The organism is Sulfobacillus harzensis (assembly GCF_012933365.1).
Taxonomy (GTDB): domain Bacteria; phylum Bacillota; class Sulfobacillia; order Sulfobacillales; family Sulfobacillaceae; genus Sulfobacillus_B; species Sulfobacillus_B harzensis.
This window is the reverse complement of record NZ_JABBVZ010000030.1, coordinates 16077-41700: the sequence shown is the minus strand read 5'-3', so window position 1 is coordinate 41700 and position 25624 is coordinate 16077. Positions and strand designations below refer to the sequence as shown.

Genomic DNA, 25624 nt, shown 5'->3' with positions numbered 1-25624 from the left:
GTGTAGGAAAATCGCAGCGTCCAATGCGTCAAACCCGCGCGCCGTGCGGGTTCGGATTAAATGAAAAGGCTCCTAGGTGTCACGGACCATACGGCGATATCGGCCCCATCTTCGATGGGCGCGCCCGCAAAAAAATTCGGCTAAACCGTAGCAATTCCTTGACAATGCGCCCCGGACCCCAAGAATTCGGTGACTGGCAATATTTTGCAGTCAATCCGACGTAGAGGGGCCTGACCATGTTACGCAGCATGATGACCGATGCCCAAATATGGGCGCAAATTGAGGCCGATTTAGCCACTTGGAACGACGCGTGGGGCGCGCGTGAAGCCTGGGAAAAGGAAACGCGATGGAGCTTAACCGCGACCTTTGACGCTCAAGCCGAGGCGGCCCAATCCCGGTATGCATCCGATCGGGGCCGTCCGGCCCGGGATCCGTTTCAACTGCTGCGGGCGTTGGCATTAATGACAGTGCGACAGATTCCCAGTCTAGTGGACGGCGTGGCCATGCTCCGCCAATCCGTGTGGCTGTGTCACCTTTGCGGATGGGAGAGTCCCCGCGAGGTGCCGGCGGTGAGCACATTTTATGGGTTTTTGCGGCGGATGTACCCCGAAGAGCGCCCGCGTCACGGGGCCATGCGACGGTCCTCCGGCCGTCGCTTGAAGTTGAAGCGGGGCCAAAAAATGCCGACGCGCCGGCCGGGGGCCATTGGCCGTGTGGCCACCAGGGTTCAGCGCGAAGCGAAACGGGGGCGCCGTGCGGCGCCCGGCGATCTCTGGGACCGATTTTTAGCGGATACCAGCCGCGAGAGTGTGGACCGCGGGGTGTTGCCGCCCGTATGGGATTTGGCGGTGGACGGATCCCCGATTGAAAGCGGTGCGTCCAGCTTTGGCGCCAAACGCTGTACCTGCTCCACGCGTGGCTGTGGTTGTTTACGTTATTTTAGCGATCCCATGGCCTTGGTGGGGTGGGACAGTCATCGGAACCGGTATTACTTTGGCTATGATCCCTCGGCCATGGTGGTGGTCAACACGGTGCCCGGCCAACCGAGTCATCCGCTCATTGTTAGCTTCGCCCTCCATCCCGCGAATCGTCATGACGGCGTGGCCCTCCCCGATTTGTTGGTGAAGACACAAGGCCTGTATGCCACGCCAACGATCGCGATGCACCATCTCATTGGCGATGCGGCCTATGATGTCCAAGCGCTCTGGGATTTGACGCGGCAACGCGGGCTCATTCCGGCTTTTGCGCCCGGGCAACCGCTCGAACCGCCCCATGTGAGTGACGAGGCCACCGCGGCGGGCATCACCCTATCCGACACCCATCAGCCCATCTGTCGGGACGCCCGTCCAATGCCGCGCATGGGACAACCCCGGCCGGGGGTCATGGTCTATGGGTGTCCGCTCCGGAAAAAATCGGCCCTCCCCTGTCCCAATCCCTGCGACAAGGCGATGAAAACGGTCACCGTTAATGGCCGGGGATCCCGCTATACCGACAGTGGCGTGCCGTACGGCACGCCTGAATGGACCACCTTATATAACGAACGCACTGGGGTGGAGCGGGCCTTTAGTTTATGGACCGCGCACGGAATAAAGGCGGCGCATCATCGCCGCCCCTATCTCTGGTATGCCCGATTGGCACTCGCTGCCATCGTCTCACATCACGAAGCCTGGGTCCGAACCGCCGCGTAAGGCGGCGGTTCCTGAGGAGGTGATGATCCGACCCACCTATCGTCGCACATTTTGAGTCGTTTGTCACGACTCGGGCATCATCTGCGCAAAAACGGTGCTACGAATGCGACCCCTCTTGCTAAAAGCATTTTAGGCCCGCGCCTCGAGGACTTTATGAAAACTCTCCTAGGGAAATTTCTCAGGGAACGCCGTATTTTTGGTAGCCCAAGGGGGCGGGCCGTCCGTCTGAGCCTTCATTACTACAACAACGAAGATGACGTGAATCGGACCCTTGAGGCGTTAAGGGATTTTCGAACACAGGCTGCCCCCTAGAGGCAGCCAGCCAAGGAGGAGTCGTTCATGGCGGAAGATAGGCTTAAACCCAACACCCTGAGTTCTACGGACGCTTTAGCGTTGTCCGTGGCGTTGTTGGCCCCGGTAATGGGAGTCGCGCTGTCGACCCAATTTGCGGCTACCGCAGCTGGCGGGGCCACGCCGTTGTCGTTTTTACTGGCCGGAGTCGCGACTCTAAGCCTGGCATACGTCATTATCCATTTCACACGTAACTTGCCGTCGGCGGGGTTCGCCTACACATATCTTTCTGCAGGGTTAAGGCCTGCCGTGGGATTTATGGGGGGATGGACGTACGCGTTCGCCTTTGCGATCGGCATTCCGATGGTGCTCGGGGTTGCGAGCCTGTACATGGCCCAGGTGTTCCAGAATATCTTCGGGGCGAGCCCCAGTTGGTCCATCTTCTTCATCGTATTTCTAGCCATCGTGGTGGCGAGGGGGCGTCGACCAAGACCATGCCGACTTTCTTTTTAAGAAGCCACTCGGCGCCGTCTTCAGTAAGGACTGCGAAGGGACCGAAGTACCTTGGTGTTCCCCAGTGACGGTACTGGCCTGTCAACAGCAATACACCTTCGCCTGGTGCGAGGTGCGCGAGTTGTCGCATTAAGTGTTGTGCCGTGATGTCGTCTACGTTCTGACAATCTACCGTTCTCACAGTGGTCACGAACCGTTCGATGGGAAACTGGTCCAGTGTCCATCCCTCCGCATAGAAATGGGTCGGTGCATCGATATGGGTGCCAAGATGATTCCAAAAACAAAATTCGGACATACCATAGCCGTCCACCGCAGGTGTAGCAAAGTCATGAATGCGGGGTTGTGGAATTCCCGGGTAGAGGAGCATGGTCTCACTGATGGTGTGGGTTAGATCATTCACTTTTGAAGCCTCCTTTAGGAGTTGATGGCGGTCGACGGCTCCGTAACTGGTGCTCCAAGGTTAGCCGGAATAGCAAGGGCGGCGAGTCCGACCGAAAGCCCTAGGGCCGCCACCAGAAACATTGCGCCCGATGCCGTGGCACCGAATAGCGCACCAAATCCTAACGGCCCCGCCACGGCACCGATATAGCCAACGGTAAGCAAGAGTCCGGAGTCGCGGCCCACTGCCTTTGAGTTAGAAAGAAGGGCAGGGGCGGCAAGACCTAAGGTAAAAACGATTGCCGTTGATGCGCCTGCCAACCATGCCCAGAAATAGTCTAGAAGAGGGAGGACGACGAGCCCCACGACCGCAACGCCTATGACCACGGCTAGGCCGAGAAACGGCCTCCGAAATCCTCGACCGACTTTTAATAACCATGGCGACATTACCCCACCGACGATAGAACCAAGCGAAAGGAGTGCGACAAGAAGAGACGCCTGCGCGAGTGGCCAACCTTGGTGCACAGAATATTCCGGAAGCCAGGTAACCAGGGCGTAAAATACCGCACCTTGAGCCGCAAATCCCATGGCAATGGGGTATAGGCCCGGGGGCCGTGACGAAGAAGAGGGAAGGTTATGGACAGGAAGGGAACTTATTTCCCGAGGCTCTCGACGCGTTTTCAGGAAGAGCCAGCCGAGTCCAGTTATGGCTACCAAAATTCCCCACGCGAGAAATACTGACGGCCACCGATGACCGAGGTGGTTTAAGAGGGGGATGGCGAGTAAACTCGCACCAAGCCCGCCTGTCACTAGCCCATTGGCGTAAAGGGTGGTCGGCAAGGCGGGATTCCTGGGGCTGACTCCCCGCGCCACTTTCGCTAATGTCGGTTGAGCTAGGCCGACACCCAGACCGGAGAGAGCGACATTGAGAAAGAGGGACCCTTTTGTCGGACCAGCAAGCGATGGAACAATGCAGGCCAGAGTGAGAAGTCCCAAGGCTATCGCTAACGCCGTGCGGTGACCTACTTTATCGGCAATCCAACCGGATGGAACAGAAACGACCGCGATAATGAGCAAGGGAATCGCCGTCAGCGTTCCGCCCCAAAAGCCCCCGAGATGGAGCTGTTTCATAAATACCGGCAATAGAGGACCGATGGAGACCAGTGTTGTGCGGCACGAGAACGCGGCCAGCCACACAAGTACGAATCCAGCAATCTCGGCCAACGCCATAACCCCTTCCTTAGTCATTATAGGCCAACGGTTCATAACTAAAAACCTAGTCAATATCAGGTGATAATACGAGGTAAATTGAATATGGATAAACGATTGACAAATCCGAAGATATCACTTATCACTGATATTGGTATCGGTTGGTCAATCTGTGAAGGTCTGCTTTTTCAGGAAAGGAGAAAGCAATGGCTGCAAACAGCACGTTAGCCGACGTGGTCGAAGACCATGCGCTAGGCCGTGTTCCGGACTCGCAGCGAAAGAGTGGTTGGGCGCTCTCCTGGATGGCCATGGGAATCGCCACTACCCTTGTGCAGTTACTCATTGGAAGTTACGTGGCCGCAGTCGCCGGGATGGGATGGGCCATTACCGCCGATGTTCTAGTGGCTCTCTTCGGCGGTACGCTGGGGTGGATGGTCGCGCTGATTAGCCGGCAAGAGGGCTTATCGAGTACGGTGACATCCCGATTTTATGGGTTAGGTGCGCGAGGGTCGATAATCGCGTCCGTCATCTTCGGATTTATGATTCTGGGGTTTCTGGCGTTAGAGAATTCCCTCTTGTATTACGGGACTTTATTCGCCTTTGGATGGCACAATACCCTCGCTTTACGGATCGTGATTTTCGGGATCCTCACCATCGGTTGGATCTTGTTGACCACCTTCGGTGTCAACTTGGTCCTGAAAGTAGCGTCCTATTTGATGGTTGCATTTTTGATCTTGCTCGCCTACATGTTCTACCGTTCGGGATTCGCCGGCGGTCTGTCGTTCGTCACCATCTTCACACATGGGGCCTTGATACCGGGACTCGGTGGGGCCGGCCAGCGGTTTGCCGATGCGTTGGTCACGCTGGCAGGTTCGGCAGGAGCGCTTGCGCTGTGTGATGCCGACTACGCGCGGTATGCCCGTCGCCCAAAGGATGTCATTATCATGGCGTACGCCGGTAGCTTTATGATGGATGTCGTCATCATGATTGCTGGGGCGGTCATCGTCTTCGGCGGGATGGGACCGGCCGTTCACTATCTGATTGCGCACCACATGGCCACGTCCGCCACGGCGTCCAAAGCCGCCAACGCGCTGGCCTCCAACGACACCGGGGCATTTTTCATCATTCTGTCCGCGGTGTTCGGTTTCATTCTGATGTATGCAGCCCAGATTAAAGCCCAGGTACTGAACACTTACTCAGGATCTTTGGCCCTGACCAATCTGTTCGACGCCTTGGGAAAGTGGCGGCCGGGTCGATTTTGGATGGTCATTCTGGGGAACGTCGTGGCGCTTTTGATGGCTGCGGGAGGCATTCTCGGTCTGATTAACAGTTGGCTCAATATTTTGGGTGTGATGACGACTGCGTTTGCCGCCGTGATGATTGCTGATTACTACATCGTGCGCAAGCGTACGCTTGCTGATCATGCGCAGGTGGAATCGGTAAACGTGGCAGGGGTGACCAGCGTGGTCATTGCGGTTCTGCTTGCGGTGGTGCTGGAAAGCACACACGTGTTCCCGCTTGGGTTTTTAACCTCACTTATCGCAGTACTGGTAATCTATCCGATTCTTCGTACCACCGTGCTCAAGCCCGGCACCATGACGGGCACCGTTGGCGCTGAGTTGGCTCTGCAAGAAGTTGAAGGATAAGAAGTAAGGTGGGACGGCTTCCGGGTCATGCCGGTAGCCTGAGACAATTCAAACCGTCAAGGAGGCCGATAAGGTGTCGGACGAGACACTACGAAACATTGTCAGTAGCCGGAAGCCCCCCACTTTAGCGGCTCATGTAACCCAAGAACTTCGAGATGCCATCATTCAAGGAGAGTTGAAACCAGGCGAGCCCCTGTTGTTGGGTGAACTTGCTAAGAGACTTGACGTAAGTGTCATGCCGGTACGCGAGGCATTGAAGCGTCTGGAATCTGAAGGCCTCGTAGAGCAACCGCCCCAGAAGGAGGCGCGGGTAGCGCGGCTCTCGCTGGAGGATCTCGATGATACCTATGCGGCTCGAATGCTGCTGGAGCCACGGGTGATTAGGCGTAGCGCACAAAAATTCACTGACGCCGACTATCAACGCCTGTCGGCTATATTAGAGCGCTACGAGATCGCTTATGAAGCTGGCGACGAAGCGGAAGGGCGCCGTCTACACAAGGCCTTTCATTTTGGGATGTACCAGGTCGGTGGCTCGGTGTGGTTGCTTCGGCTTATCAGCACACTGTGGGATAACTCGGAACGCTATCGGCGGCTCTCGTTAACTCAACGGGGAACCGTTCACGACCGCCGACAGGAGCATGCTGGGGTGCTCGATGCCTGCCGGGCTAATAATCCCGACCAGGCAGCCAAGTTGTTGCAGGCGCACTTGCAACGTACGGCAACCCTGGTCTTCGAGCGTTCGAAGTCGTTGTTGGAACAAGCATGATGGGGGGCGATGGAGTGGCATTGACAGAAAATCATACGCCCGTGGAGCACCGGCTAATCTTGGAGAACGAATTGGTGCGGGTGTGGGACGTGTTATTGTACCCCGGCGAACTGCTTAAGCATCGTGACTATGCTCTGCCGTCGCTGGTCGTTGTGGTCGAAGGCGACCGAACCGAGACGGTTCGGTCCGACGGATCCCGTGAAACATTGGATGAGACTCCTGGGGCGTTTCGGTATCTTGAGGCGGGGGAATCGTTCGCGCTGAAAAACGTCGGAAGCCATCGGTACTGGAGTCGAATCGTGGAGATCAAGACGGCTCCGCATATGCGCAACATTGATCCGAAGGAAACGTTTTACGATGACGCATACGCACCTGTGGCCCAAAAAGTGCTCTTCGAAAATGAGCTAATCCGGCTTTGGGAAATTTCGCTACCGGTGGGCGGGGGTCACCCGACGCATCATCACATGCTACCATATGTGATTTTGTCGGTAGAGGGTGGACACAACCAAATGAAGTGGCAAGACGGCCGAACGACGCGCTCGTATGAGGGACCGGGCTTTGTGTTGTTCCGCGAGCCCGGCGGCATTCACCGACTTTACAATATGGACGAGACCAAACCGTATTTGAACCGGTTGATGGAAATCAAGGTTCCGTCCTATCCTCTGCCGGATTTGGAGACGCCGCTTACCGAGGAAGTGCTGATTGATACCACCGAGTCCGAATGGCGACCGAAGTCCTTGGAAGGGCTGTCGGAAATCCGGCTCTTCACGAACGAGGAGACGGGAGCCACCATAAGCTTGGTGAAGTTTGCCAAGGGGAGCGGGATCCCTGAACCCCATAAGCATGCGTCAAACCAGTTTATGTTCTGCCTGTCGGGCGAATACGTTTACACGGCCACCAACACGGTCTTGAGGCCCGGTTCGTTCTACTGGAATCCCAAGGGCAACGTCCACGGTCCTACCATGGCCAATGCGGATTCTGTGTTGCTAGAGATTTATGATGGGCCCCATTACCCTCAAAAACCCTCCTGGTACACAGACGACAAGGACGCTAAATAGGAAGCTTGAAAGGAGCTAGACATCATGCCGAAAGAAGAACTGCGCAATCCCGAGCTGAATGCACCCTTAGGCGTGTTTTCGCAGGCGACCAAAATTGAGGCTCAAGGAACCTTAGTGTTTGTTTCGGGTCTGACATCTCGCGATCCCGATGGCAAGGTCGTCGGCGTTGGGGACGTGAAGAAGCAAACGGAAGTCATTCTTGATCATATGCAGACCCTGTTACGTGAGGCAGGTGGTAGTCTCGACGATGTTTGCAAGGTCACTGTATATATTCGCAATATGAATGACTTCGCCGCGATTCACGAAGTGCGCCGCCGGTACTTCAAGGCACCGTTGCCAGCATCAACCATGGTGGAAGTGTCCATGCTAGTGAGCCCGGAACTCCTCATTGAAATCGAAGCCATTGCGGTAATACCGCCTAAAGCTTAAGCGAGGGGGCCTCGATGTGTGGGACGTGCACGTGCATCTAATTCCGCCCGACGTGGTGGACGCAGCTCAGAAGGGACAGTTCGGACTTCAGCGCGATGGAGATTGGATCGCTCTCGACGACGACCGCGTGCTTGCTGGAGGGCGGATGACCGATCTGCAAGCGGTCGAGCATTATGCCAGCCAACACGGGCTGTCCATCGTGCTTTCTGTCCCACCGGCCTTGCTCCGTCAAGGGCAGGATCCCTTATGGGCCTCCTTTGTCAACGACGCGCTAATATCCGTAAAGCGCGGCTTGACATGCGAAGTTGAAGTGCTCGCGATTCTCCCGTTTCGCGACGGCGACGCGACCGCTCGGGAGTGGAACCGGGTGCGCTACACGTGCGCCGGCGTCACCGTGGGGGGGAGCATGGGTGAGTCCCGGCTATCGGATCCGCGCTATGCGTCCTTATGGGGAGCTCTCGCCGAACGCGGGGCACTGGCACTGGTTCACGGTGGGGTACATAGCGATCCGCGTTTGTCTGCCCACTATCTCGGGAATCTGGTGGGTTATCCATACGAGGATACGGTGGGAGCCGCAGATCTTGTGTTTTCGGCTTTACCACTCAAGTACCCGGGACTCCAATGGTGCATCTCGCACGGTGGGGGTGCGGCCCCGTTTCTCATCGGTCGCTGGCAACGAGGGTACGATACGCGCCGACCTGGCATCGATACGACCCAACCGCCGCCTAAAGAGGTATACCGGGCACTATGGTTCGACAGCGCGGCCCACGACATAAGAGCCCTTAAATTTCTTCTCGAAGGGGCACCGGATCATGTGGTGCTTGGCACGGACTATCCCTTCCCCATGGGAACTGTTTGGCATTTGGAAGAAAATGCGTTGCCTGCGGGGGTGCTCGACACCCTCCAGGCTAATTCCGACCACTTGATGGAACGCGTAAGAAAGGGCTGACTCGGAGATGAAATTCTACACTATGCGAACCGGTGACGGTCGCGAGCGGCTTGCGGCCGAATACGGCGGTGGGTTGCGAGACATCACCACTGTTTTTCCTTCCATGCTCGACTTGATTCGCGGAGGACATCAAGCCCTTGAGCGCGTGCGAGAGGCCCTCCCCCAGGCACCAGCCCTGCCAGTCGGCGACTACAAGATTTTGGCGCCAATTCCACACCCGCAACGAGATGTGTATTGCGTGGGTTGGAACTACTTGAAGCATTTTAACGAGGGCGTGGGTAAGCGGGGCAGCCAGGAAACCGATCTCCCCGAGTTTCCCACGTTCTTCAACAAGGCAACTCGAGCCGTCATTGCGACGAACGATCCTGTTCCCTATGACCGCCTGTTCACCGAGAAGTTGGACTATGAGGCAGAAATTGCCGTGATTATCAGTCAGGAAGGGAAGAACATCGCGGAGGATCAAGCGATGGACTACGTGTTTGGCTATACGTTAGCCAATGACGTGTCCGCCCGCGATGTACAGAGACGCCATGGCGGACAGTGGCTGAAGGGCAAGAGCATGGATGGCTCGTGTCCATTGGGGCCCGCGATTGTCACCCGAGACGAGGTGGCAGCGGTCGAGTCCCTGAACATTCGCGGGATTGTGAATGGGGAAGTAAGACAAGAGGCACGTTTGAGCCAACTTATCTTCTCCATTCCTCGACTAATCGCTGAACTATCCCGCGGTATGACATTATTACCGGGTGATATTTTGCTGACCGGCACACCAGACGGTGTGGGGTTCGCCATGGACCCACCTGTCTACTTGCACCCCGGTGACCGAGTGGTGGTAGAAAGCGACGCTCTCGGGCGGTTAGAGAATGTCATCGGGCCTGACTTTCATGAAACGAGGTGAAATTAAGTGCTGTTAAAAGAACTCGAGTACGTCCGGCCGGAGACCGTAGACGAGGCAGTGTACCTACTCAATACGCTGACTGATGCGGGAATTCTTGCCGGGGGACAAAGCTTGGTCAATGTTCTGAAGCTTCGGATTGGCGGGTACAGCACGCTGGTCGACATTTCGCGTCTATCGGAGCTCAAGGAAATAGAGGTCTCCGACGAGGACGTTCACATCGGCGCGGGGGTGACCTATGACGAGTTGATCCGCTCCCCCGAGGTGGCCATGGCGCGTCCTATCCTGCCCGCAGTTGCCACCCGCATTGCTGACCAGCAAGTGCGTAATCGGGGTACCGTGGGCGGGAATTGTTGCTATAACGATCCCACGTGTCATTTTCCGCCGATTCTAACGGCGCTAGGAGCTACCTTTATCATTCGGGGCCCCGGTGGGGAGCGCGAAGTGGCCGCCGAGGATTTTTTTGTGAGCTACTACCAAACGGCTATCGAACATGGGGAAATATTGACGACTATCCGAGTCCCACGGCAACGTCCTGGTCAGGGCGACGGATTTGCACCTTTGTCAGCGGGGGGAACCGATGTTTTGAACATCATTACGGGCGCCAGTTCCGTTCAGCTTTCCGCGAGCGGAAAGGTAGAGGATCTTCGTCTTGTCGTCACCGGCGCGGGTGAGCGGCCAATGCGCCTCGCCTCCGTAGAGAAATCCTTGTTGGGGACGGACGGCGAGAGTACCGCGCTTGATACGGCTTTTGATGCGTTGGATGTCGCCATGTTTGAGCCGCCGGAAGACGTGCACGCATCGGCCGAATATCGGCGAGCCATGGTCCCAGTATTTGCGCGTCGGGCCGTCGAACAGGCCTTAAGCAATGCAAGGAGGGGTTTAAATGAATGAGCCAGCCAGGCGGCTATCCGTTCAGTTCACAGTGAACGGGACCCAGTGTGCACGCGATGTCGATGCTCGCATGTTGTTGGTCCGCTTTATCCGCGAGGAATTAAATCTGACGGGAACGCACTTTGGCTGCGACACGGGTCATTGCGGCTCGTGCTCTGTGATTGTCAATGGCAAGGTCGTAAAGTCCTGCATGATGCTTGCTGTACAGGCTGATGGGGCGGCGATAGAAACGGTCGAGGGATTAGCGAATCCGGACGGCACTCTTAGTCCGATCCAGGAAGCCTTCTCCAAGAACCACGCGCTACAATGCGGGTTTTGCACGCCGGGCATGATGATGGCCACCAAGTATTTACTGGAAACCAATCCGAACCCGTCAGAAGAAGAAATTCGGCGCGGTATTAAAGGAAATCTCTGCCGTTGCACTGGGTACGTGAACATTGTCCGGGCCATTCAGTCGTTAGCCCATGAGGAGGCGAAAGTATGAGCACCACGACGTTGACGAGGGAAAAAACAACAACCGGTCGGAAGACCTGGTCCGGCCAAAACGTTCCCCGAAAGGAAGATGGGAGGCTCGTTAAAGGACAGGGGCGATTTGCGGACGACATCCGCCGGCACAACGAGTCGCATGTCTACCTGTTACGCTCTCCTTATGCCCATGCACGCATTCGCTCCATCGATACGCGGTCGGCGCTGGAGGCACCGGGAGTCCTCACCATTCTCACGGGGGATGAGGTTCGGCAGTTGCAAAAGCCGTTTATGGAAATTGCACCCTTGCCAGGGGGGTACATCGAGGACTACTGTTTGGCGGTCGATAAGGTGCGGTTCATGGGGGAGCCGGTCGCGGCTGTCCTGGCGGAGACGGCCGAGCAAGCACGAGATGCGGCCGATCTAATTGAGGTCGATTATGACCCCCTGGAGGCCATCGTCGACGGTGAGGCGGCATTGCGGGACGACGCCCCGTTGCTTCATGGTAAGGTGGGGTCTAATGTTGTCTGGCATGGCCTCTATGACTGGGGGCAGTTCGAGGAAGCCAAGGCTAAGGCCGATAAAGTCGTCAAAATCAAGCGGCTGCACTTCCACCGGTTTACCAGCACACCCATCGAATGCAATGCGGCGGTGGTCGAATACTATGCCGGCTCAGGCGAGTATACCTTCTGGTGTAACAACACCATGCCCCAATTTGCGGCCATGTTTATGGGACCGGCCCTGGATATCCCTACGGACCGCTTGCATTTCGTCACACAGGATATTGGAGGCTCGTTCGGAAACAAGATTACAACCTACGTGTATCTAACGATTTGCGCCATCCTAGCGAAGAAGTCGGGTCGGCCCGTACGGTGGACGGAGTTCCGGTCTGACCATATCTTAGGGGGCTCCCACGGAAACGAGCGAACCTTTTTGGATATCGAGGTGCCAGTCATGAACGATGGTACCATCTTGGGCATTTCCGCCCGCGCAATCGATGACTGCGGGGCCTACCCCCGGTATGAACCCTTGGGATCGGTGATTTGGACCCAGGTGGTGCCGGGCGTCTACCGTTTCCGCAATGTTAGAGTGGATTACACCCAAGTCGTGACGAACAAGTGTCCCGTGGGCCCAAACCGGGGTTACTCCCGTTTACAGCATATGTGGATGGTGGAGCGCATTATCGATATCGTGGCACACGAGTTGAACCTAGACGCGGTCGACATCCGGCAGCGGAACTATATAAAGCCTGAGGAAATGCCGTATGAGACCCCCAACGGCTGCGTCTATGATTCGGGCGACTATCCGCGCTGTCTCAACATTGCACTTCAGCTCATCAACTACGATTACTGGCGCAAGCGCCAGAAAGAAGTCCAAGGTACGGGCAAACTCATCGGGATCGGCATCGGGTCAACACTGGACTCCGGTACGAACAACTTTGGCCAGGCCCGCATCATCAACAAAGACTTGCCGTTTTCAGGCAATGGTGAGGTCTCCAACGTCAAGCTGGATCTATACGGCGAGGTGGTGGTGACCATTGGCACTACGCCTCAGGGGCAAGGCCATGAGACCACCGCCGCTCAGGTTGTTTCTGATATTCTCGGGGTTTCGCCTGACCAGGTCCGGGTTTTGATTGGTCATGATAACGGACGCAACGTCTACACTGGTTTTTCCGGTACGTATGCTAGCCAGTTCGCTGTCACTGGCCTTGGGGCTGTTCAAGGAGCGGCGTTAAAGCTCAAGGCAGAGATCCAGGCACTTGCCGGTGGGATTTTCGGTGTCTCCCCGGAGCAAATCGAGTTGGTGGACGGCACGGCCCGTGTTCAGGGAAGGCAGGGACAAAGCATTCCTTTCATTGGGCTCGCCAACATTGTTTTTGCCAACAATGCCACGATGCCTCCCGGGCTTGATGTGTCTTTGAACTGCACCTACACCTATCGCCCTCCGTTCCAAGTGCCCGATGTAGAGAAAAAGATGGGCAATCTAACGCTAACTTACGCTACTCAGATGCATGCTTGTGTCATCCAAGTGGATGAAGCAACGGGGGAAACCAAGATATTAGAGTACGCCGCCGTCGATGACTCGGGACGACTGATTCATCCCCAAATCGTCGAGGGCCAGGTCCACGGGGCGGCGGGTCTGGGTATTGGCGCCGCTCTCTATGAGGCCTTGGAATATGACGCTGAAGGGCAATTGCTAACCCCCAATTTCTATGCATATAAAGCGGTCACTGCGCTGGATGTGCCGATGATCAAGACGGCTGCCATTGAATCGCCATCGCCGTTCAGCCCCAATGGGGCTAAGGGGATGGGCGAAGGAGGCGGCGCGCCGCTTCATGCGATATGCAGCGCATTACAGGACGTGATGCATCAGCGTAGCCACGCCATTGTTGATGACTCGTTCAACCCGGCGGAGCGCGTGTACCGCCTGTTGCGCCAGTCGCCATCGGCTTACCGAGGCGTGGAGGTCATCGCCAATCGATAGGAGGGAGCAGCTTGCGAGTCCAATATGACTTTCGGGATAGCGTGGTGGTAGTCACGGGGGGTGGCCATGGAATCGGTGCTGGGTTGTGCCGGGCTGTGGCTTCCGCGGGCGGTACGGCGGTGTCGTGCGACATCGCCCCCGACCCAACCTTAGAAGGGTTCCATGGATCTGGACGCATCATTGTAGAAAAGCTAGATGTTGGAGATCGCGAGGGCTTGCAGGGGTTTTTGAAGGGAGCGATCGACACCTATGGCAAGATTGATGCATTCGTCCAAGCGGCTGCAATTCAGCCTCGGCAGGACATCGAAGAGATTCCACCGGAAACCTGGCTTCGCATCATGGATGTGAACCTCAACAGTCTCTTTTACGCGGCACAGGTCCTCATGCCTCACATGAAGGCGCGCAAACGCGGGTCCTTTGTGGCATTCGCTTCAGGATTGGCCCAAACGGGGTGGGCTCGCGCTTCGGGTTATGCCACGACCAAGGCAGGCGTCATCGCACTTATTAAATCGATTGCCAAAGAAGGCTTGCCATACGGAGTTCGGGCCAACGTCATCGCCCCCGGAATCACCGATACGGACCTCTTTACTGGTCCCAACAATGAAGAAGAACAGGAGTTTTTCCGTGTTCGCGGTGGGGGCGTCGGTACCGTGGACGAAGTCGTGCCGCTACTAATGTTTCTCATTTCGGATGCCTCGGCGAGCCTCACTGGTGCCTTGCTGAGCCGGGATCTCATTATCCATCCGACGGCATCCGAATGATAGGGCGAGAAGGGGGAGAAGTGCGGTGGCGAACAGCGTAGACGTTCCGGTCGCGATTGTCGGGGCGGGACCGGTAGGTCTTGCCGCGGCTTTAGAGCTGGACCGATTCGGTGTGCCATACCAAATCTACGAGGAGGATGAAGGTCTCTCCACCAAGCCTAAAGCGGGGACGATCCTACCCCGCTCGCTCGAGATATTTGGGCTAGAGGGGGCCTTGGACGGGATTTTGCGAGAAGGTCTTCGTTTCGATGAGGTGCATTTCATCGATCGGCCCAGCGACAAAGTGCTGACGCGTATGTTGATGAGTCCCATGGCGGATGAAACACGCTATCCCTTTATCGTTAACCTGCCCCAGAGTGACTTGGAGCGATCGTTGATGGATGCTTTAGTGAACAATGGCCGCACTGTGCAGTTTCAGCACAAGCTAGAAGCGATGGTGCAAGACCAGGACGGATGTCGCTTACAGTTTTCTACCCCGCGAGGTAGGGTAGATGTGAGGGCTCGTTATATCTTTGCGTGCGACGGTGGGAAGAGCACGGTCCGCCACTTTTGCAATATCCCCATGGAGGGGGTCACACATCCAGAGCGGTTTCTCGTAGCCGATTTCGAAGTTGACCTGGACCGACGCGTCGGGCGTCAGTTAACCTATCTCTCTTATATCTTTGATCCTGAGGAATGGGTTATCTTCGTCCGCCAACCGAGTTTTTGGCGATTTCTGATTCCGGTCCCAGAAGGAGCCCCGGAGCCCACTCGTGAGGACGTGGTGACCAAGGTTAGACGGGTTGTAAAAAATGAATCATTACCCATTCGCTTTCTGGACATGGGTATCTACCACGTTCACCACCGCACGGCGGCACGGTGGCAAGATGGCCGTGTGTTTCTACTCGGCGATGCGGCCCACCTCATTACGCCGGTGGGCGGATTGGGGATGAACACGGGAATTCAGGATGCCAACAATCTAGCCTGGAAAGTGTCCTGGGTGCTGCAGCACGGCGCTCACGAGGATTTGTTGGCAACCTACGATCGCGAACGGGCGCCAATTGCCCGCTTCAACGCACGCAATCAAGCAGAACGAAACCGGGACGTCATGCGGATGAAAAGCCCACTAAAACGGATCGCCCGCAACGTGCTTTTAGGCTGGATGGATCGCTCGGAGGGTCTTCAGTGGCGGGCGGCCCATGCCCGGTCATTGCTTGGAACATCATACAAACCCGCAGGTCCGCCGCCGGGGTTGCTTGATGGGTTATCGGCGGTACGGCGATTTACCCGACCGCCGATCACTGCCGGTGATCGGGTGCCGGACGGGAAAATCTGGGGACCGGACGGACGAGCCCATTGGCTTCATGATCTGGTAAAACCGGGTTTCGTGGCCCTCCTTTTCGTGGACCCCCGATCGCGTCCTAGCATTGACCCCGACCCAGACGGGTTGATGACCTACATTGTGCACCGCTTTGATGCTCCGACGGAGACAGGACTACGCAGTCGTTCGTTGATGGATCCAGGGGGAAGCCTTGCCAAGAAGCTAGGTGTCCCAAGCGACCATTTCGTTCTCGTGCGCCCCGATGGGCACGTGGCGGCGATTGCCCCGTTCGTGAAATCCTCGGATGTGGCGGAAGCGTACAAACGATTTACTGGCGTGTCCGAGGCCATACCCGAAGCACACATCATTTAAAAAAGAGGGGAATTCCATGAAAATCACGGAAACAGGAAACTTTACCGTCTCTGCATCGCCTGATAAAGTTCTGGCGTTGGTTAAAGATCCGGACTTCCTAGGCCGTACACTACCTGATTCCAAGGGATACCGCGTGACGGGACCAGACAGCTGCACGGTCGACATGAGGGTGGGTGTGTCGCACATCAAGGGCGTGATGCCCACGACGCTGAAAATCCAACCGCAAGAGTCAGGCGAGCCGTTGGTGATTAAAGTTGGTGCTCAGGGTCTTGGAAGCCGTGTGGACATGGCGCTTCAGTTTCACTTTCAGCCGTCGAAGGGCGGAACGACGATAGATTGGACCAGCGACGCATCGGTAAGCGGGGTTTTGGCCAGCGTGGGCGCGGGGCTCCTTCGGCCCTTGGCCAAACGAAATTTTGACGCGATAGTCTTAGCGATTCAAGACGCGATTGAGGCAGCGATCTAAATTAAGAGGCGGTGGAAGGCATGGATCCACGGCGGTTTGCGGTGAGCGCGATTACCACTCAACGTTGGTCGGCATGGGATGATCTTCGGCACTACAAGGCACTCGGAGTCTCGGGCATCGGCATCTGGCGGCAGAAGTTAGCTGGCGTTGACCTGCCCTCCTATCGGAAGGCGCTAGCGAACGAGGGACTTCAGGTCACGAACCTCTGTTTTTCGGGGCAGTTTACTCTCGGACTGGATAAGGCAATCGACGACGGCAAGCGAGCCCTCGATGAAGCCGCTGAATTGGGGGCGCCAACCGTTTTGATCATCTCTGGTCCGTTGCAGTCGACGGATATGGAAAGCGCCGAAGGGCAACTGAAAGAAGGGTTGCAGCGGTTAGCCAGTGGCGCGTCCGAACTTGGGATTACCTTAGCGTTGGAAGCACTGCATCCCATGGACATGACACAGTGGACCATTATCTCCACGGTGGACAAGGCGCTCGATATTCTTGACGAGTTGGACCATCCCTCTATTCGACTCATGTTAGACCTCTATAACTGCTGGTGGGACCCGAGCCTCGCGCTGGCGATTCGCCGAGCAGGGGCTCGGATTGCCTCGGTTCAGCTCGCAGACTGGCGAAATCCAACGCGGAGCTTCACGGACCGAACCGTGCCGGGCCGAGGGGTGGCCCCGCTCGCCCGACTCATCGCTACCGTGGAAGAAGCGGGATATTCAGGCTTTTATGACCTCGAAATCTTCTCCGATGAGATTTGGGGGAACCCAGAGAAATACGAAACCATCGTGTCGGAAGCCGTTCAATGGTGGACGGAGGCCGCGCCTCATGCATGACGCCGATATTGTCATCGTTGGGGCGGGCCACAATGGACTGGCGGCTGGAATCGTGCTTGCGCGCGCAGGGCTCAAGGTAATCATCGTCGAATCCCGAGATACGGCCGGTGGTGCTGCTAAATCCGGCGCTTTAACGAGGCCGGGCTTCATCCACGATTTCTATGCAAGCAACGTGGGTCTCTTTTTGGGATCCGCCCTGTATCGGGAGTTCGGGGACGAGATTCGGGCGGCAGGCTTTCAGACCGATGTCGCGGACCAACCGTACGGCAATGTGTTTCCGGACGGGCGAGCCCTTCCTATTTATACGAACGCTGAGGCCACGGACGAGGCCATTCGGGCTTTTTCCAGCGCCGATGTTAGCGCATGGCATGACCTCATTCGAGAATTCCAGGAGGCATCCCCGTACCTTTTTCCCCTATTGCAAATGCCGATTCCGTCGTGGGCCTTTGGAAAAACCTTGTTTCGGTTGGGTAGGCGTCTGGGGTGGGCGCGAGCCCAAGAACTTGGCGCATTATTACTCCAGTCTCCTCGCGAGTTTGTGGATAGCCGGTTTACATCTCCGGAAATGAAGGCCCTTCTGATTCCTTGGGGATACCATCTCGACTTTAACCCTGATGCCAGCGGCGGGGCAACCTTTCCGTTCTTAGAGTCCATGGTGGACTTCGCCAACGGCATGGCGATTACTCATGGGGGCATCGGACGATTGGTTGACGCTTTGGTTTCCGTTTTCGAGCGGCATGGAGGCAAGTTGTTGTTGGGCCGGACCGTGGAGCAGGTCGTTGTGCGTGGAGGCCGAGCCGTCGGAGTGCAGACCACCGACGGTCAGGAATTGAGCGCCCGGCGTGCTGTGCTAGCCAATGTCACGCCGGCGGTGTTATTCGGTCGCCTGGTTCGGGAAGACGCGGTGCCCTCCACCTTTTACCAACGCATCAGGCGTTTTCGATATGGCCCGGGTACGATGATGGTTCACTTGGCACTCGACGGTCCGGTTCCATGGCGTTCGCCCACCATGGGTCGTTCCCTTTATGTGCACGTCGCCCCGTATGTGGATGATGTAGCTGAGGCCGATTACGAGTCTCGTATGGGACTATTGCCAAGAAGTCCAATGTTAGTTATTGGACAGCAGTCGGTCTGGGATTCGTCTCGGGCTCCAAAGGGTTACCACACGCTCTGGGTGCAGGTACGCTCGGTACCAGGGAATCCCCGCGACGATGCGGCGCGTAAAATTGACATCACGAGAGGTTGGGACGGCTTTAAGGAAGAGTACGCTGATCGCGTCATGGAGAAGATCGAACTCTATGCTCCCGGTCTTCGTGATCGGGTGGTTTCGCGTGCGGTGCTCTCACCGATCGACTTGGAACGCGATAACGCCAACTTGGTTGGTGGGGATAGCGTATCTGGCAGCCATCATCTCGACCAGTTTTATCTCTTTCGACCTGTGCCGGGATGGTCGCGGTACCGCACGCCCGTGGCTGGCCTGTGGATGGCCGGTGCGTTCACTTGGCCGGGTGGGGGATTGAATGCGACATCGGGTTACCTGGCGGCCAAGGAGATTCTGAAGGGGAGGCAGTGATGTGTTCGGAGGTACCTTAGTCAGGAGGGCGGTCGTTGCACAGAATAGCGAATTGATAGGGCATGGGCTATGGAGAACTTGATCGTCTAGAATCACGGGTTCTTATTTGGGGTCATAAAAAGTGCCCGGGGTATCCCGGGCAACTGTTTGACAGGGGCGAAGAAAATAGCGCGAAGGGGTGTTGTTTTCCTGCTTGCCCGAATTCGAATTCGCATTTTGGTGACCGAGACTCCCGTTTAGAGGCATCCTCTCTCCTTGGATGTTCGGGTTCCGTATCTGAACGCCGTGGGTTTTCTTCTATCGTTCATTCCAAGTCGTAGCGCTTTGCATAACGGCGGTTGTCGATTCCCGAAAAACATCGTGGGGTGCCCACCTTTCAGCGAGTAGCGTCCCGTGCAAGTTTTTTAAACAAAGAGTCGTTCAGTTTACGGAGGCGTCTGATTGGCAATCCATTGGGGTATGCGCTTTCTGGTCCGGCGAAAGGGTGCCTTACTGGGACCTGGAAAGCTAGTATTCATTCCGGTTTGTCCCCGTGGACCCTCCAACCGATAAGGTCGCCGGCACCGATACGGAAGTGATTGATTCACTAGTATCATCCCACTGAGAGGCCAATATCTTAAACGCCTCTTGGATAATACGGGCTTGATCTTGCACCATGGTGGTCAATGTCGGCGTGTTGTCGGTCAGATAAGCATCAAAGGTGACCAAAGAGACATCCTTTCCGAGCTGCTTTCCGAGTGCTTGTAATGCAGCGACCCAATGGTCTGCCAGTTCGTCATCGGCGGCAAAGACGCCGGTAACGTCTGGGTGGTCTTGAAGATATTCTGTCACCCGTTGGACGGCTTCAGCTTTGCTGGACCCCTGTATTGGCTGGAAAAGACTAACCTCAGCAATGTGGTAGGCTTCAAGCGCATCCTGATACCCTAAAAACCGGTCGCGAAGGGTGGACGTCTGAAACGGGTCCGGCGAATAGAAAACAATCTTTTTGTGGCCCAGTTCTAAGAGGTGGCGTGTTAGTTCTGCCGCTGCGAGGCGATTATCCGTGGAGACGCAGGGCACGGCCACACCGGGTAACGACTTATCCACCAGGACCAAGGGGAATTGCGCCAGATGGAGGCGCAATATCTCACGATTATAAAATTGGCCGTTGACCGGGAGTACAATGATGCCCTTCACCCCGAGTGCCCAAAGCCGGCTGATGGCCTCTTCCTCTTGTTCCTGACTCCCATGGGAACAGGCCAAAGCGAGCGTCAGTCCCTGTTCTTGCAACGTGGATTCGAGTGGGCTCAGCATTGGCGGTCCGAAACTTTGATCGAGTGACGGTAGCACAAATCCCACTGCCGGTATGGACACCGGGTCGGCTAGGGCGATGCTTTTTTCGGACGATTCAGGGGCCGCTCCCGCCACAAACGAGCCCGTCCCGGGGTGACGGGTGATGAGCCCTTCGTCCGTTAGCAACTTGAGGGCATGGGACGTTGTCACCCGGCTTACGTGATATTTTGCCATCAGCACATGTTCTGGCGGGACTTGACTTCCTTTGGGCCATGCGCCTTGGATGATGTATTTTTTCATGTCCTCATAAATTGTCCGATACATGCGCTGCTTCGCCACCATCGCCTCCTTAGATAATGCAATAAGACAATAAAAAATATAGCTCAGAGTAAAACAAAAATCAATAATAGGTTGACATTAGTGAAAAGACATGAAGTAATGAGACTATTGATATGTCTATTGCATTGTCAGCCAAACGAGGAGGAAGTTAGATGAAAAGCCTGCGGCTTCGAATGACGGCGGTCGTGGCCGGGATGGTGAGTCTGGGTGCAGTTCTGGCCGGCTGTGGCAGCAGCACCACCGTCGCTCAATCACCCCCCACGCCATCGGCTCTTACCATCGGCCTCGCCACCGGGCAAAACATGAACTGGTGGCCACCTATCCAGTCGGCCACCGCCTGCGGCAATGTGGTTGGGGGCGGGGGCATTAACGGGCCCGAGTCCTATATGCCGCTCTTATGGGTGAATCGCCACGACAACATTAACCTCTCGCGGTCAATTGCCTCGGGCATTCAGGTGAGCCAAAATGACACCGTCTTCACGATTCACCTGAATTCCAAATGGCATTGGTCCAACGGCCAGCCGGTGACGGCATCCGATGTCGCTTATGATGCGGACTTGGTGTTGGCGGCCGCACAAAAGTCGTCGCCACTGACCTACTGCTTTACCGGTACGGGTGGGGTCCCAACGGACTGGAAAAGCGTGACGGCAGAAGGTGCGCACACGGTAGTGATTACCACTACCAAGTCGGTCAATCCCATCTGGTTTGAACATAACGGGTTGAGTCAATTGGTGCCCATTCCAAAAAAGACTTGGGATCGATACAGCAATGTTGACCAAGAACTTCACTGGATTCAGAGCATCAGCGACAGTCCTTCAAACCCCGTCTACCAAGTGGTGGATGGACCGTATCGTGTAGCCCAAGCGGTACACAACCAACATTGGACGTATGTCGCCAATCCCCAATACGACGGCTCCAAACCGAAAGTCAAGAAGGTCACCTACGAATATGAGCCGTCGGCGTCTGCCCTTCTTGGCCAGTTGAAGAGCGGCGAAGTGGCTTACGCTTCATTGCCATTCTCGTTGTATCAATCGGCAAGCGACATTAAGGGATATCACGTGGTGCACGAGACATTCCTCGGGTATAGCGATATCGCCATCAACTTCCGGTCCAATGCCGCATCGGTTGGTCCGTTGCTGAACCATCTGTATATCCGCCAAGCTTTGCAAATGGGCATCGACCAAGCCTCGTACATTCAAAGCATGTATCATGGTCTGGGTGTCCAGAACTATGGCCCCGTTTCCAAGGAACCGTCGAACCCATACTACGACCCCACACTCAAAAACCCTGACCCCTATAATCCCGCCAAAGGTCGGAAGCTTCTTGAGGCCCACGGCTGGCACCTGGTGAAGGGCGTAATGGAAAAGAACGGTCAGAAACTCACGATGCCGATGTTGTATGCGTCCGGGTCCGTCTCGTTCCAACGGATTGCCCAAGTGCTCCAACAAAGCTGGGCCAAAGAAGGCATTCAAGTCACCCTCTCACCCAAGGCCCCGCAAAACCTGAGCACTATCATTGGCACCCCGTCGGACTCGAATCAGTGGGCGTTGGCGGGCGGCCTCGGTTGGGGCTACGGCCCGGATTACTATCCGTCGGGCGGGGGGCTCTTTGCCACCAATTCCGGGTACAACCTGGGGGCGTACCATAGCCCGACCATGAATCGACTCATTGCCGACACCTATCTCGGGGGCACCTCGGCCCAGTTGAAGTCGCGGTTCGATGCCTATGAGGTGTACACGAGCCAGCAATTGCCGGTGCTCTGGATGCCCAACAAGGACGACTTGGAGATTGTCTCCAACCAACTGAAGGGCTTTCGGCAGAACTGGAACACCATTCAGCAGTATGTGCCCGCGAATCGATTGAGTTTCAAATAGTCACGTTGTATGGGGCAGAACAGCACGCATAGACCATCGAGGAGGAGCCCATGGAGTTAACGTTAGAAAAACTGGAACGGCGCATCGCGGAATTGGCACCCTATCGGTATCGAGGGATGAAGCCCACGGGCCCTTTTCAAGCCGTGTGGGATGCGGACGGGAGCCTCGGGGGGCGTCCGCCCCAGGTGGGTCCGGATGTGCATGAGACGCTGGGAGTGGGCGATCGGTGGTCGGGCCGCGACCGGTACGTGTGGCTGGTTCGGGATATCGCCATTCCCGAGCCGCCTCCCGGCGAGGTGGTGGTGGGCAAATTTGATTTTGGCGTGACCGGGAGCGGCAACAACGCCGGGTTCGAAGGGCTTGTCTTTCTCGACGGCGAGCCCTATCAGGGCATCGACAGCAACCATCAAGAGCTCTTCTTTCCTCAGAATCGATGGGGCCAAACGGTGCGGCTGGCTCTGTGGCTGTGGACCGGATTAGAGGGTGGGGGTCCCCCGAAAGACCAGGAGCATGTGGTTCGAGAGTCCAGGGTGGGCTGGCTGGATTCAACGGCCGATGATCTTTATTATTCAGCGCGTGCCGTCCTCGAAAGCGCTAAGGTGCTGTCTGTCGGGAATCCCTGGCATCATCAGTTGCTGGCTTCCTGTGATGGGGCCTTATCTCACCTCGATTGGAGTGAGCCGGGAAGCCCGGAATTTTATCAATCGGTGTCTCGCGCGAGCGAGGAACTGTCCAAGCGCTTGCAAGCATTGCGAGGCGCGCCGAGCCCCGTCACGATCCATGCGGTGGGCCATACGCACATCGACGTGGCCTGGCTGTGGCGACTCCGACACACTCGCGCCAAGGCGGCGCGGTCGTTTTCTACCGTGTTGCGCCTAATGGAGCGATACCCCGATTACCAATTCATTCAATCCCAACCGCAACTCTATGCATACCTGAAGGACGACTATCCCGAACTGTACGCGCAAATTGTCCAGCGCGTGGCCGAGGGGCGCTGGGAACCGGAAGGCGCGATGTGGCTTGAAGCCGACTGTAATCTGCCGTCGGGCGAGTCGCTGGTGCGCCAGATTCTGGTGGGCACGGAGTTTTTTTCGGAAGAGTTTGGGCGCCGGTCGGAGATCTTGTGGCTTCCGGATGCGTTTGGCTTTAGCGGGGCCCTGCCGCAAATCCTCGCGAAGTCCGGAATCAAGGCGTTCATGACCACCAAGCTCAGTTGGAACCAGACGAATCGCATGCCCCACGACACCTTCCGGTGGCGCGGCATCGACGGCAGTGAGGTCATGGCCCACTTCGTCACGACCCCATCCCGCCCATTGGATGTGCGGTCTACGTACAACGGCGACATCACCGCGGCCAGTGTGACGGGGATCTGGGACGCCTATCAAGACAAAGACCTGAACCAGGACTTGTTGCTGTCATTTGGGCATGGCGATGGCGGTGGCGGGCCTACGCGGGACATGCTTGAGATGCGACGGCGTCTGGAAGACATGCCCGGTATGCCTCGCGTTAAGTCCGGTATTGCGACCCAATATTTTCGGGATCTGGCCCAGCGCCTGGAAACCGCCGAGCGTGCGACGGCGGTTTGGGACGATGAACTGTATCTGGAATATCATCGGGGGACCTTTACCAGTCAAGGCGCCATCAAACGCCTCAATCGGAAACTGGAACTGGCCCTACGCCGTGCGGAGTGGATGGCAGTTCAAGAAGCCATGGCTCACCACTCCTGGGCACACTACCCCGGCGACGCGCTCAAGTCCATTTGGCAGGTCTTGTTGCGAAATCAATTTCATGACATTTTGCCGGGCTCCTCGATCGCCGAGGTGTATGAGGATGCTCGGGCGGAATTAGGCGACGCGCTGGAGAGGGCCGAAGCACTCGGTCAGCAATCGGCGAGCCGTCTCGCCTCCGCGTCCCATGACGGCTTGACGGTCTATAACGCCGCCAATTGGGCTCGGGTCGGTCCCGTGAGGCTCCCAGTGCTGGCGCCCGGGGAGGCCTATGCCGCGGATGATGGTCGGCGCTTGCCCGCGCAGTCCACGGCGCAGGGCGTACTGGTCGAGGTGGAAGTGCCGGCATTCGGCTCAACCCGCATTCGTCGGGTTCCCGACGATAGTCGCACGACCGAACCATGTCCCTTTGACGCCGGTGAGCGGCGGCTGACCACGCCCTTTTACGAGGTGGAGTGGAATGCCTACGGGCAGATGACGAGGCTCTATGATCGCGAGGCGCAACGGGAGATTATTGCCGCGGGCGAGTGCGCCAACGTGTTGCAGGTCTTCGAGGATAAGCCGCTTCGCTTTGATGCTTGGGATATCGATCCCTTCTACCAAGACAAGCGAACCGATGTCACGGCGCTTAAGGCATGGACGGTAGTGGAAGCAGGGCCCCTTCGCGCTGTGTATCGGGCCACGTGGCAGTTTGGCAAGTCGACCATTGACCAGGACATCGTCTTTTTCGCCCACCATCGACGGATCGAATTTCATACGCACGTGGACTGGCACCAGCGGCAGCAACTACTGAAAGTGGCCTTCCCGGTGAGCATCCGAGCGCGGGAGGCTACGTACGACATCCAGTTCGGCAATATTAAGCGTCCGACCCACGCGAATACTTCATGGGACGCCGCCCGATTTGAATCGGTTGCGCATCAATGGGTGGACCTATCGGAGCACGACTATGGCGTCAGTTTATTGAACGACAGCAAATATGGCCACGATGTGAAAGATCACGTGATGCGCCTGTCGCTGCTGAAGTCGGCCCTTTACCCCGACCCCGATGCCGACCAGGGAGCGCATCAATTCGTGTACGCGCTCTTCCCCCATCCCGGGGATTGGCAACAGAGCGGCACGGTCCAGGCGGCCTGGGACGTCAATGATCCCCTGATCATTGTCGAGGGCGATCAGGCGTCAATGCCCCCGAACTTTGTGTTTACCGGACATCCGGTGATGGTGGACGCCGTGAAACGGTCGGAAGACGGCCACAAGATGGTGATTCGATGCCATGAATATCAGGGTGGCCGCGGGCGAGTCGAGTTGGCCGTGTCGCAGACGGGCACGATGTGGCAGGAATGCGACTTGTTGGAACGGCCGAGTGGGTCCGTCCATAGCGGCCCCATTTCGTTCGACATCCGTCCTTATGAGATCAGAACCTTTCTCATCGAGGCGTTTTAAACCGGGCT

General features: G+C 56.7%; 21 protein-coding genes. 18 read left to right on the top strand and 3 right to left on the bottom strand.

Going from position 1 to position 25624, the window contains the following annotated elements; translation table 11 throughout:
- Window positions 1-236: 236 nt before the first annotated feature.
- Together HIJ39_RS10465 and HIJ39_RS10460 are read left to right on the top strand one after the other, a co-directional pair.
- Window positions 237-1688, top strand: coding sequence for a transposase (locus HIJ39_RS10465; RefSeq protein WP_169099412.1), 1452 nt, complete (start codon window positions 237-239; stop codon window positions 1686-1688).
- Window positions 1689-2027: 339 nt separating this feature from the next.
- On the top strand, window positions 2028-2492 hold the full coding sequence (locus tag HIJ39_RS10460) for an amino acid permease (protein ID WP_169099410.1): 465 nt from the start codon (window positions 2028-2030) through the stop codon (window positions 2490-2492).
- Here HIJ39_RS10460 and HIJ39_RS10455 read toward each other — a convergent pair.
- Window positions 2425-2892, bottom strand: coding sequence for a cyclase family protein (locus HIJ39_RS10455; RefSeq protein WP_169099408.1), 468 nt, complete (start codon window positions 2890-2892; stop codon window positions 2425-2427). The two genes, HIJ39_RS10460 and HIJ39_RS10455, sit on opposite strands and share 68 nt — an antisense overlap.
- A gap of 14 nt (window positions 2893-2906) precedes the next feature.
- Window positions 2907-4100 carry an MFS transporter gene (locus tag HIJ39_RS10450; protein ID WP_169099406.1) on the bottom strand — a complete coding sequence of 398 codons (1194 nt, stop codon included), beginning with the start codon at window positions 4098-4100 and terminating at the stop codon, window positions 2907-2909.
- Between the two features lie 185 nt (window positions 4101-4285).
- Between HIJ39_RS10450 and HIJ39_RS10445 the strand changes: the two genes are divergently transcribed.
- From HIJ39_RS10445 to HIJ39_RS10380, 14 genes are all read left to right on the top strand, one after another.
- Window positions 4286-5725 carry a purine-cytosine permease family protein gene (locus tag HIJ39_RS10445; RefSeq protein ID WP_169099404.1) on the top strand — a complete coding sequence of 480 codons (1440 nt, stop codon included), beginning with the start codon at window positions 4286-4288 and terminating at the stop codon, window positions 5723-5725.
- A 73-nt stretch (window positions 5726-5798) separates the two neighbouring features.
- Window positions 5799-6491, top strand: a complete 693-nt coding sequence (locus HIJ39_RS10440) for an FCD domain-containing protein (RefSeq protein ID WP_169099402.1) — start codon at window positions 5799-5801, stop codon at window positions 6489-6491.
- A gap of 14 nt (window positions 6492-6505) precedes the next feature.
- The gene (locus tag HIJ39_RS23675) at window positions 6506-7549 is read left to right on the top strand and encodes a cupin domain-containing protein (protein ID WP_207711606.1); all 1044 of its coding nucleotides are present in this window, start codon (window positions 6506-6508) and stop codon (window positions 7547-7549) included.
- Between the two features lie 24 nt (window positions 7550-7573).
- Complete coding sequence (locus HIJ39_RS10430) at window positions 7574-7978, top strand: RidA family protein (RefSeq protein WP_169099400.1); 405 nt, start codon at window positions 7574-7576, stop codon at window positions 7976-7978.
- 16 nt (window positions 7979-7994) lie between these two features.
- Entirely contained in the window at window positions 7995-8927 is a 933-nt protein-coding gene (locus HIJ39_RS10425) for an amidohydrolase family protein (RefSeq protein WP_169099398.1), read from the top strand.
- A gap of 7 nt (window positions 8928-8934) precedes the next feature.
- Window positions 8935-9822: a fumarylacetoacetate hydrolase family protein gene (locus HIJ39_RS10420; protein WP_207711605.1), complete on the top strand. Its 888-nt coding sequence runs from the start codon at window positions 8935-8937 to the stop codon at window positions 9820-9822.
- A 6-nt stretch (window positions 9823-9828) separates the two neighbouring features.
- On the top strand, window positions 9829-10713 hold the full coding sequence (locus HIJ39_RS10415; RefSeq protein ID WP_169099396.1) for an FAD binding domain-containing protein: 885 nt from the start codon (window positions 9829-9831) through the stop codon (window positions 10711-10713).
- Window positions 10706-11197, top strand: coding sequence for a (2Fe-2S)-binding protein (locus HIJ39_RS10410; RefSeq protein WP_169099394.1), 492 nt, complete (start codon window positions 10706-10708; stop codon window positions 11195-11197). The genes HIJ39_RS10415 and HIJ39_RS10410 overlap by 8 nt, the downstream gene beginning before the upstream one ends.
- Window positions 11194-13662, top strand: a complete 2469-nt coding sequence (locus HIJ39_RS10405; protein ID WP_169099393.1) for a xanthine dehydrogenase family protein molybdopterin-binding subunit — start codon at window positions 11194-11196, stop codon at window positions 13660-13662. The genes HIJ39_RS10410 and HIJ39_RS10405 overlap by 4 nt, the downstream gene beginning before the upstream one ends.
- A gap of 11 nt (window positions 13663-13673) precedes the next feature.
- A complete protein-coding gene (locus HIJ39_RS10400) occupies window positions 13674-14423 on the top strand; it encodes an SDR family NAD(P)-dependent oxidoreductase (RefSeq protein ID WP_169099391.1) in 750 nt (249 codons plus the stop codon).
- 25 nt (window positions 14424-14448) lie between these two features.
- Window positions 14449-16095: an FAD-dependent monooxygenase gene (locus tag HIJ39_RS10395; RefSeq protein ID WP_169099389.1), complete on the top strand. Its 1647-nt coding sequence runs from the start codon at window positions 14449-14451 to the stop codon at window positions 16093-16095.
- A 16-nt stretch (window positions 16096-16111) separates the two neighbouring features.
- On the top strand, window positions 16112-16561 hold the full coding sequence (locus HIJ39_RS10390) for an SRPBCC domain-containing protein (RefSeq protein ID WP_169099387.1): 450 nt from the start codon (window positions 16112-16114) through the stop codon (window positions 16559-16561).
- A 20-nt stretch (window positions 16562-16581) separates the two neighbouring features.
- Window positions 16582-17391 carry a sugar phosphate isomerase/epimerase family protein gene (locus HIJ39_RS10385; protein WP_169099385.1) on the top strand — a complete coding sequence of 270 codons (810 nt, stop codon included), beginning with the start codon at window positions 16582-16584 and terminating at the stop codon, window positions 17389-17391.
- Entirely contained in the window at window positions 17384-18964 is a 1581-nt protein-coding gene (locus tag HIJ39_RS10380; protein WP_169099383.1) for a phytoene desaturase family protein, read from the top strand. Before HIJ39_RS10385 ends, HIJ39_RS10380 begins: the two co-directional genes overlap by 8 nt.
- Before the next feature lie 507 nt (window positions 18965-19471).
- On the opposite strand, the gene HIJ39_RS10375 is transcribed toward HIJ39_RS10380, so the two are convergent.
- The gene (locus HIJ39_RS10375) at window positions 19472-20578 is read right to left on the bottom strand and encodes a substrate-binding domain-containing protein (RefSeq protein ID WP_169099381.1); all 1107 of its coding nucleotides are present in this window, start codon (window positions 20576-20578) and stop codon (window positions 19472-19474) included.
- 149 nt (window positions 20579-20727) lie between these two features.
- On the opposite strand from HIJ39_RS10375, the gene HIJ39_RS10370 reads away from it, so the two are divergent.
- Both HIJ39_RS10370 and HIJ39_RS10365 read left to right on the top strand, forming a co-directional pair.
- Complete coding sequence (locus HIJ39_RS10370) at window positions 20728-22449, top strand: peptide ABC transporter substrate-binding protein (RefSeq protein ID WP_169099379.1); 1722 nt, start codon at window positions 20728-20730, stop codon at window positions 22447-22449.
- Between the two features lie 50 nt (window positions 22450-22499).
- Entirely contained in the window at window positions 22500-25616 is a 3117-nt protein-coding gene (locus HIJ39_RS10365; RefSeq protein ID WP_169099377.1) for an alpha-mannosidase, read from the top strand.
- The last annotated feature ends 8 nt before the right edge of the window (window positions 25617-25624 follow it).

What these genes read in the sequence shown, in the direction of transcription:
- HIJ39_RS10390 (WP_169099387.1), top strand. Translation starts at nt 16,112, where the DNA reads ATGAAAATCACGGAAACAGGAAACTTTACCGTCTCTGCATCGCCTGAT.
- HIJ39_RS10460 (WP_169099410.1), top strand. Translation starts at nt 2,028, where the DNA reads ATGGCGGAAGATAGGCTTAAACCCAACACCCTGAGTTCTACGGACGCT.
- HIJ39_RS10370 (WP_169099379.1), top strand. Translation starts at nt 20,728, where the DNA reads ATGAAAAGCCTGCGGCTTCGAATGACGGCGGTCGTGGCCGGGATGGTG.
- HIJ39_RS10430 (WP_169099400.1), top strand. Translation starts at nt 7,574, where the DNA reads ATGCCGAAAGAAGAACTGCGCAATCCCGAGCTGAATGCACCCTTAGGC.
- HIJ39_RS10375 (WP_169099381.1), bottom strand. Translation starts at nt 20,578, where the DNA reads ATGGTGGCGAAGCAGCGCATGTATCGGACAATTTATGAGGACATGAAA.
- HIJ39_RS10450 (WP_169099406.1), bottom strand. Translation starts at nt 4,100, where the DNA reads ATGGCGTTGGCCGAGATTGCTGGATTCGTACTTGTGTGGCTGGCCGCG.
- HIJ39_RS10445 (WP_169099404.1), top strand. Translation starts at nt 4,286, where the DNA reads ATGGCTGCAAACAGCACGTTAGCCGACGTGGTCGAAGACCATGCGCTA.
- HIJ39_RS10465 (WP_169099412.1), top strand. Translation starts at nt 237, where the DNA reads ATGTTACGCAGCATGATGACCGATGCCCAAATATGGGCGCAAATTGAG.
- HIJ39_RS10420 (WP_207711605.1), top strand. Translation starts at nt 8,935, where the DNA reads ATGAAATTCTACACTATGCGAACCGGTGACGGTCGCGAGCGGCTTGCG.
- HIJ39_RS10405 (WP_169099393.1), top strand. Translation starts at nt 11,194, where the DNA reads ATGAGCACCACGACGTTGACGAGGGAAAAAACAACAACCGGTCGGAAG.
- HIJ39_RS10410 (WP_169099394.1), top strand. Translation starts at nt 10,706, where the DNA reads ATGAATGAGCCAGCCAGGCGGCTATCCGTTCAGTTCACAGTGAACGGG.
- HIJ39_RS10365 (WP_169099377.1), top strand. Translation starts at nt 22,500, where the DNA reads ATGGAGTTAACGTTAGAAAAACTGGAACGGCGCATCGCGGAATTGGCA.
- HIJ39_RS10380 (WP_169099383.1), top strand. Translation starts at nt 17,384, where the DNA reads ATGCATGACGCCGATATTGTCATCGTTGGGGCGGGCCACAATGGACTG.
- HIJ39_RS10385 (WP_169099385.1), top strand. Translation starts at nt 16,582, where the DNA reads ATGGATCCACGGCGGTTTGCGGTGAGCGCGATTACCACTCAACGTTGG.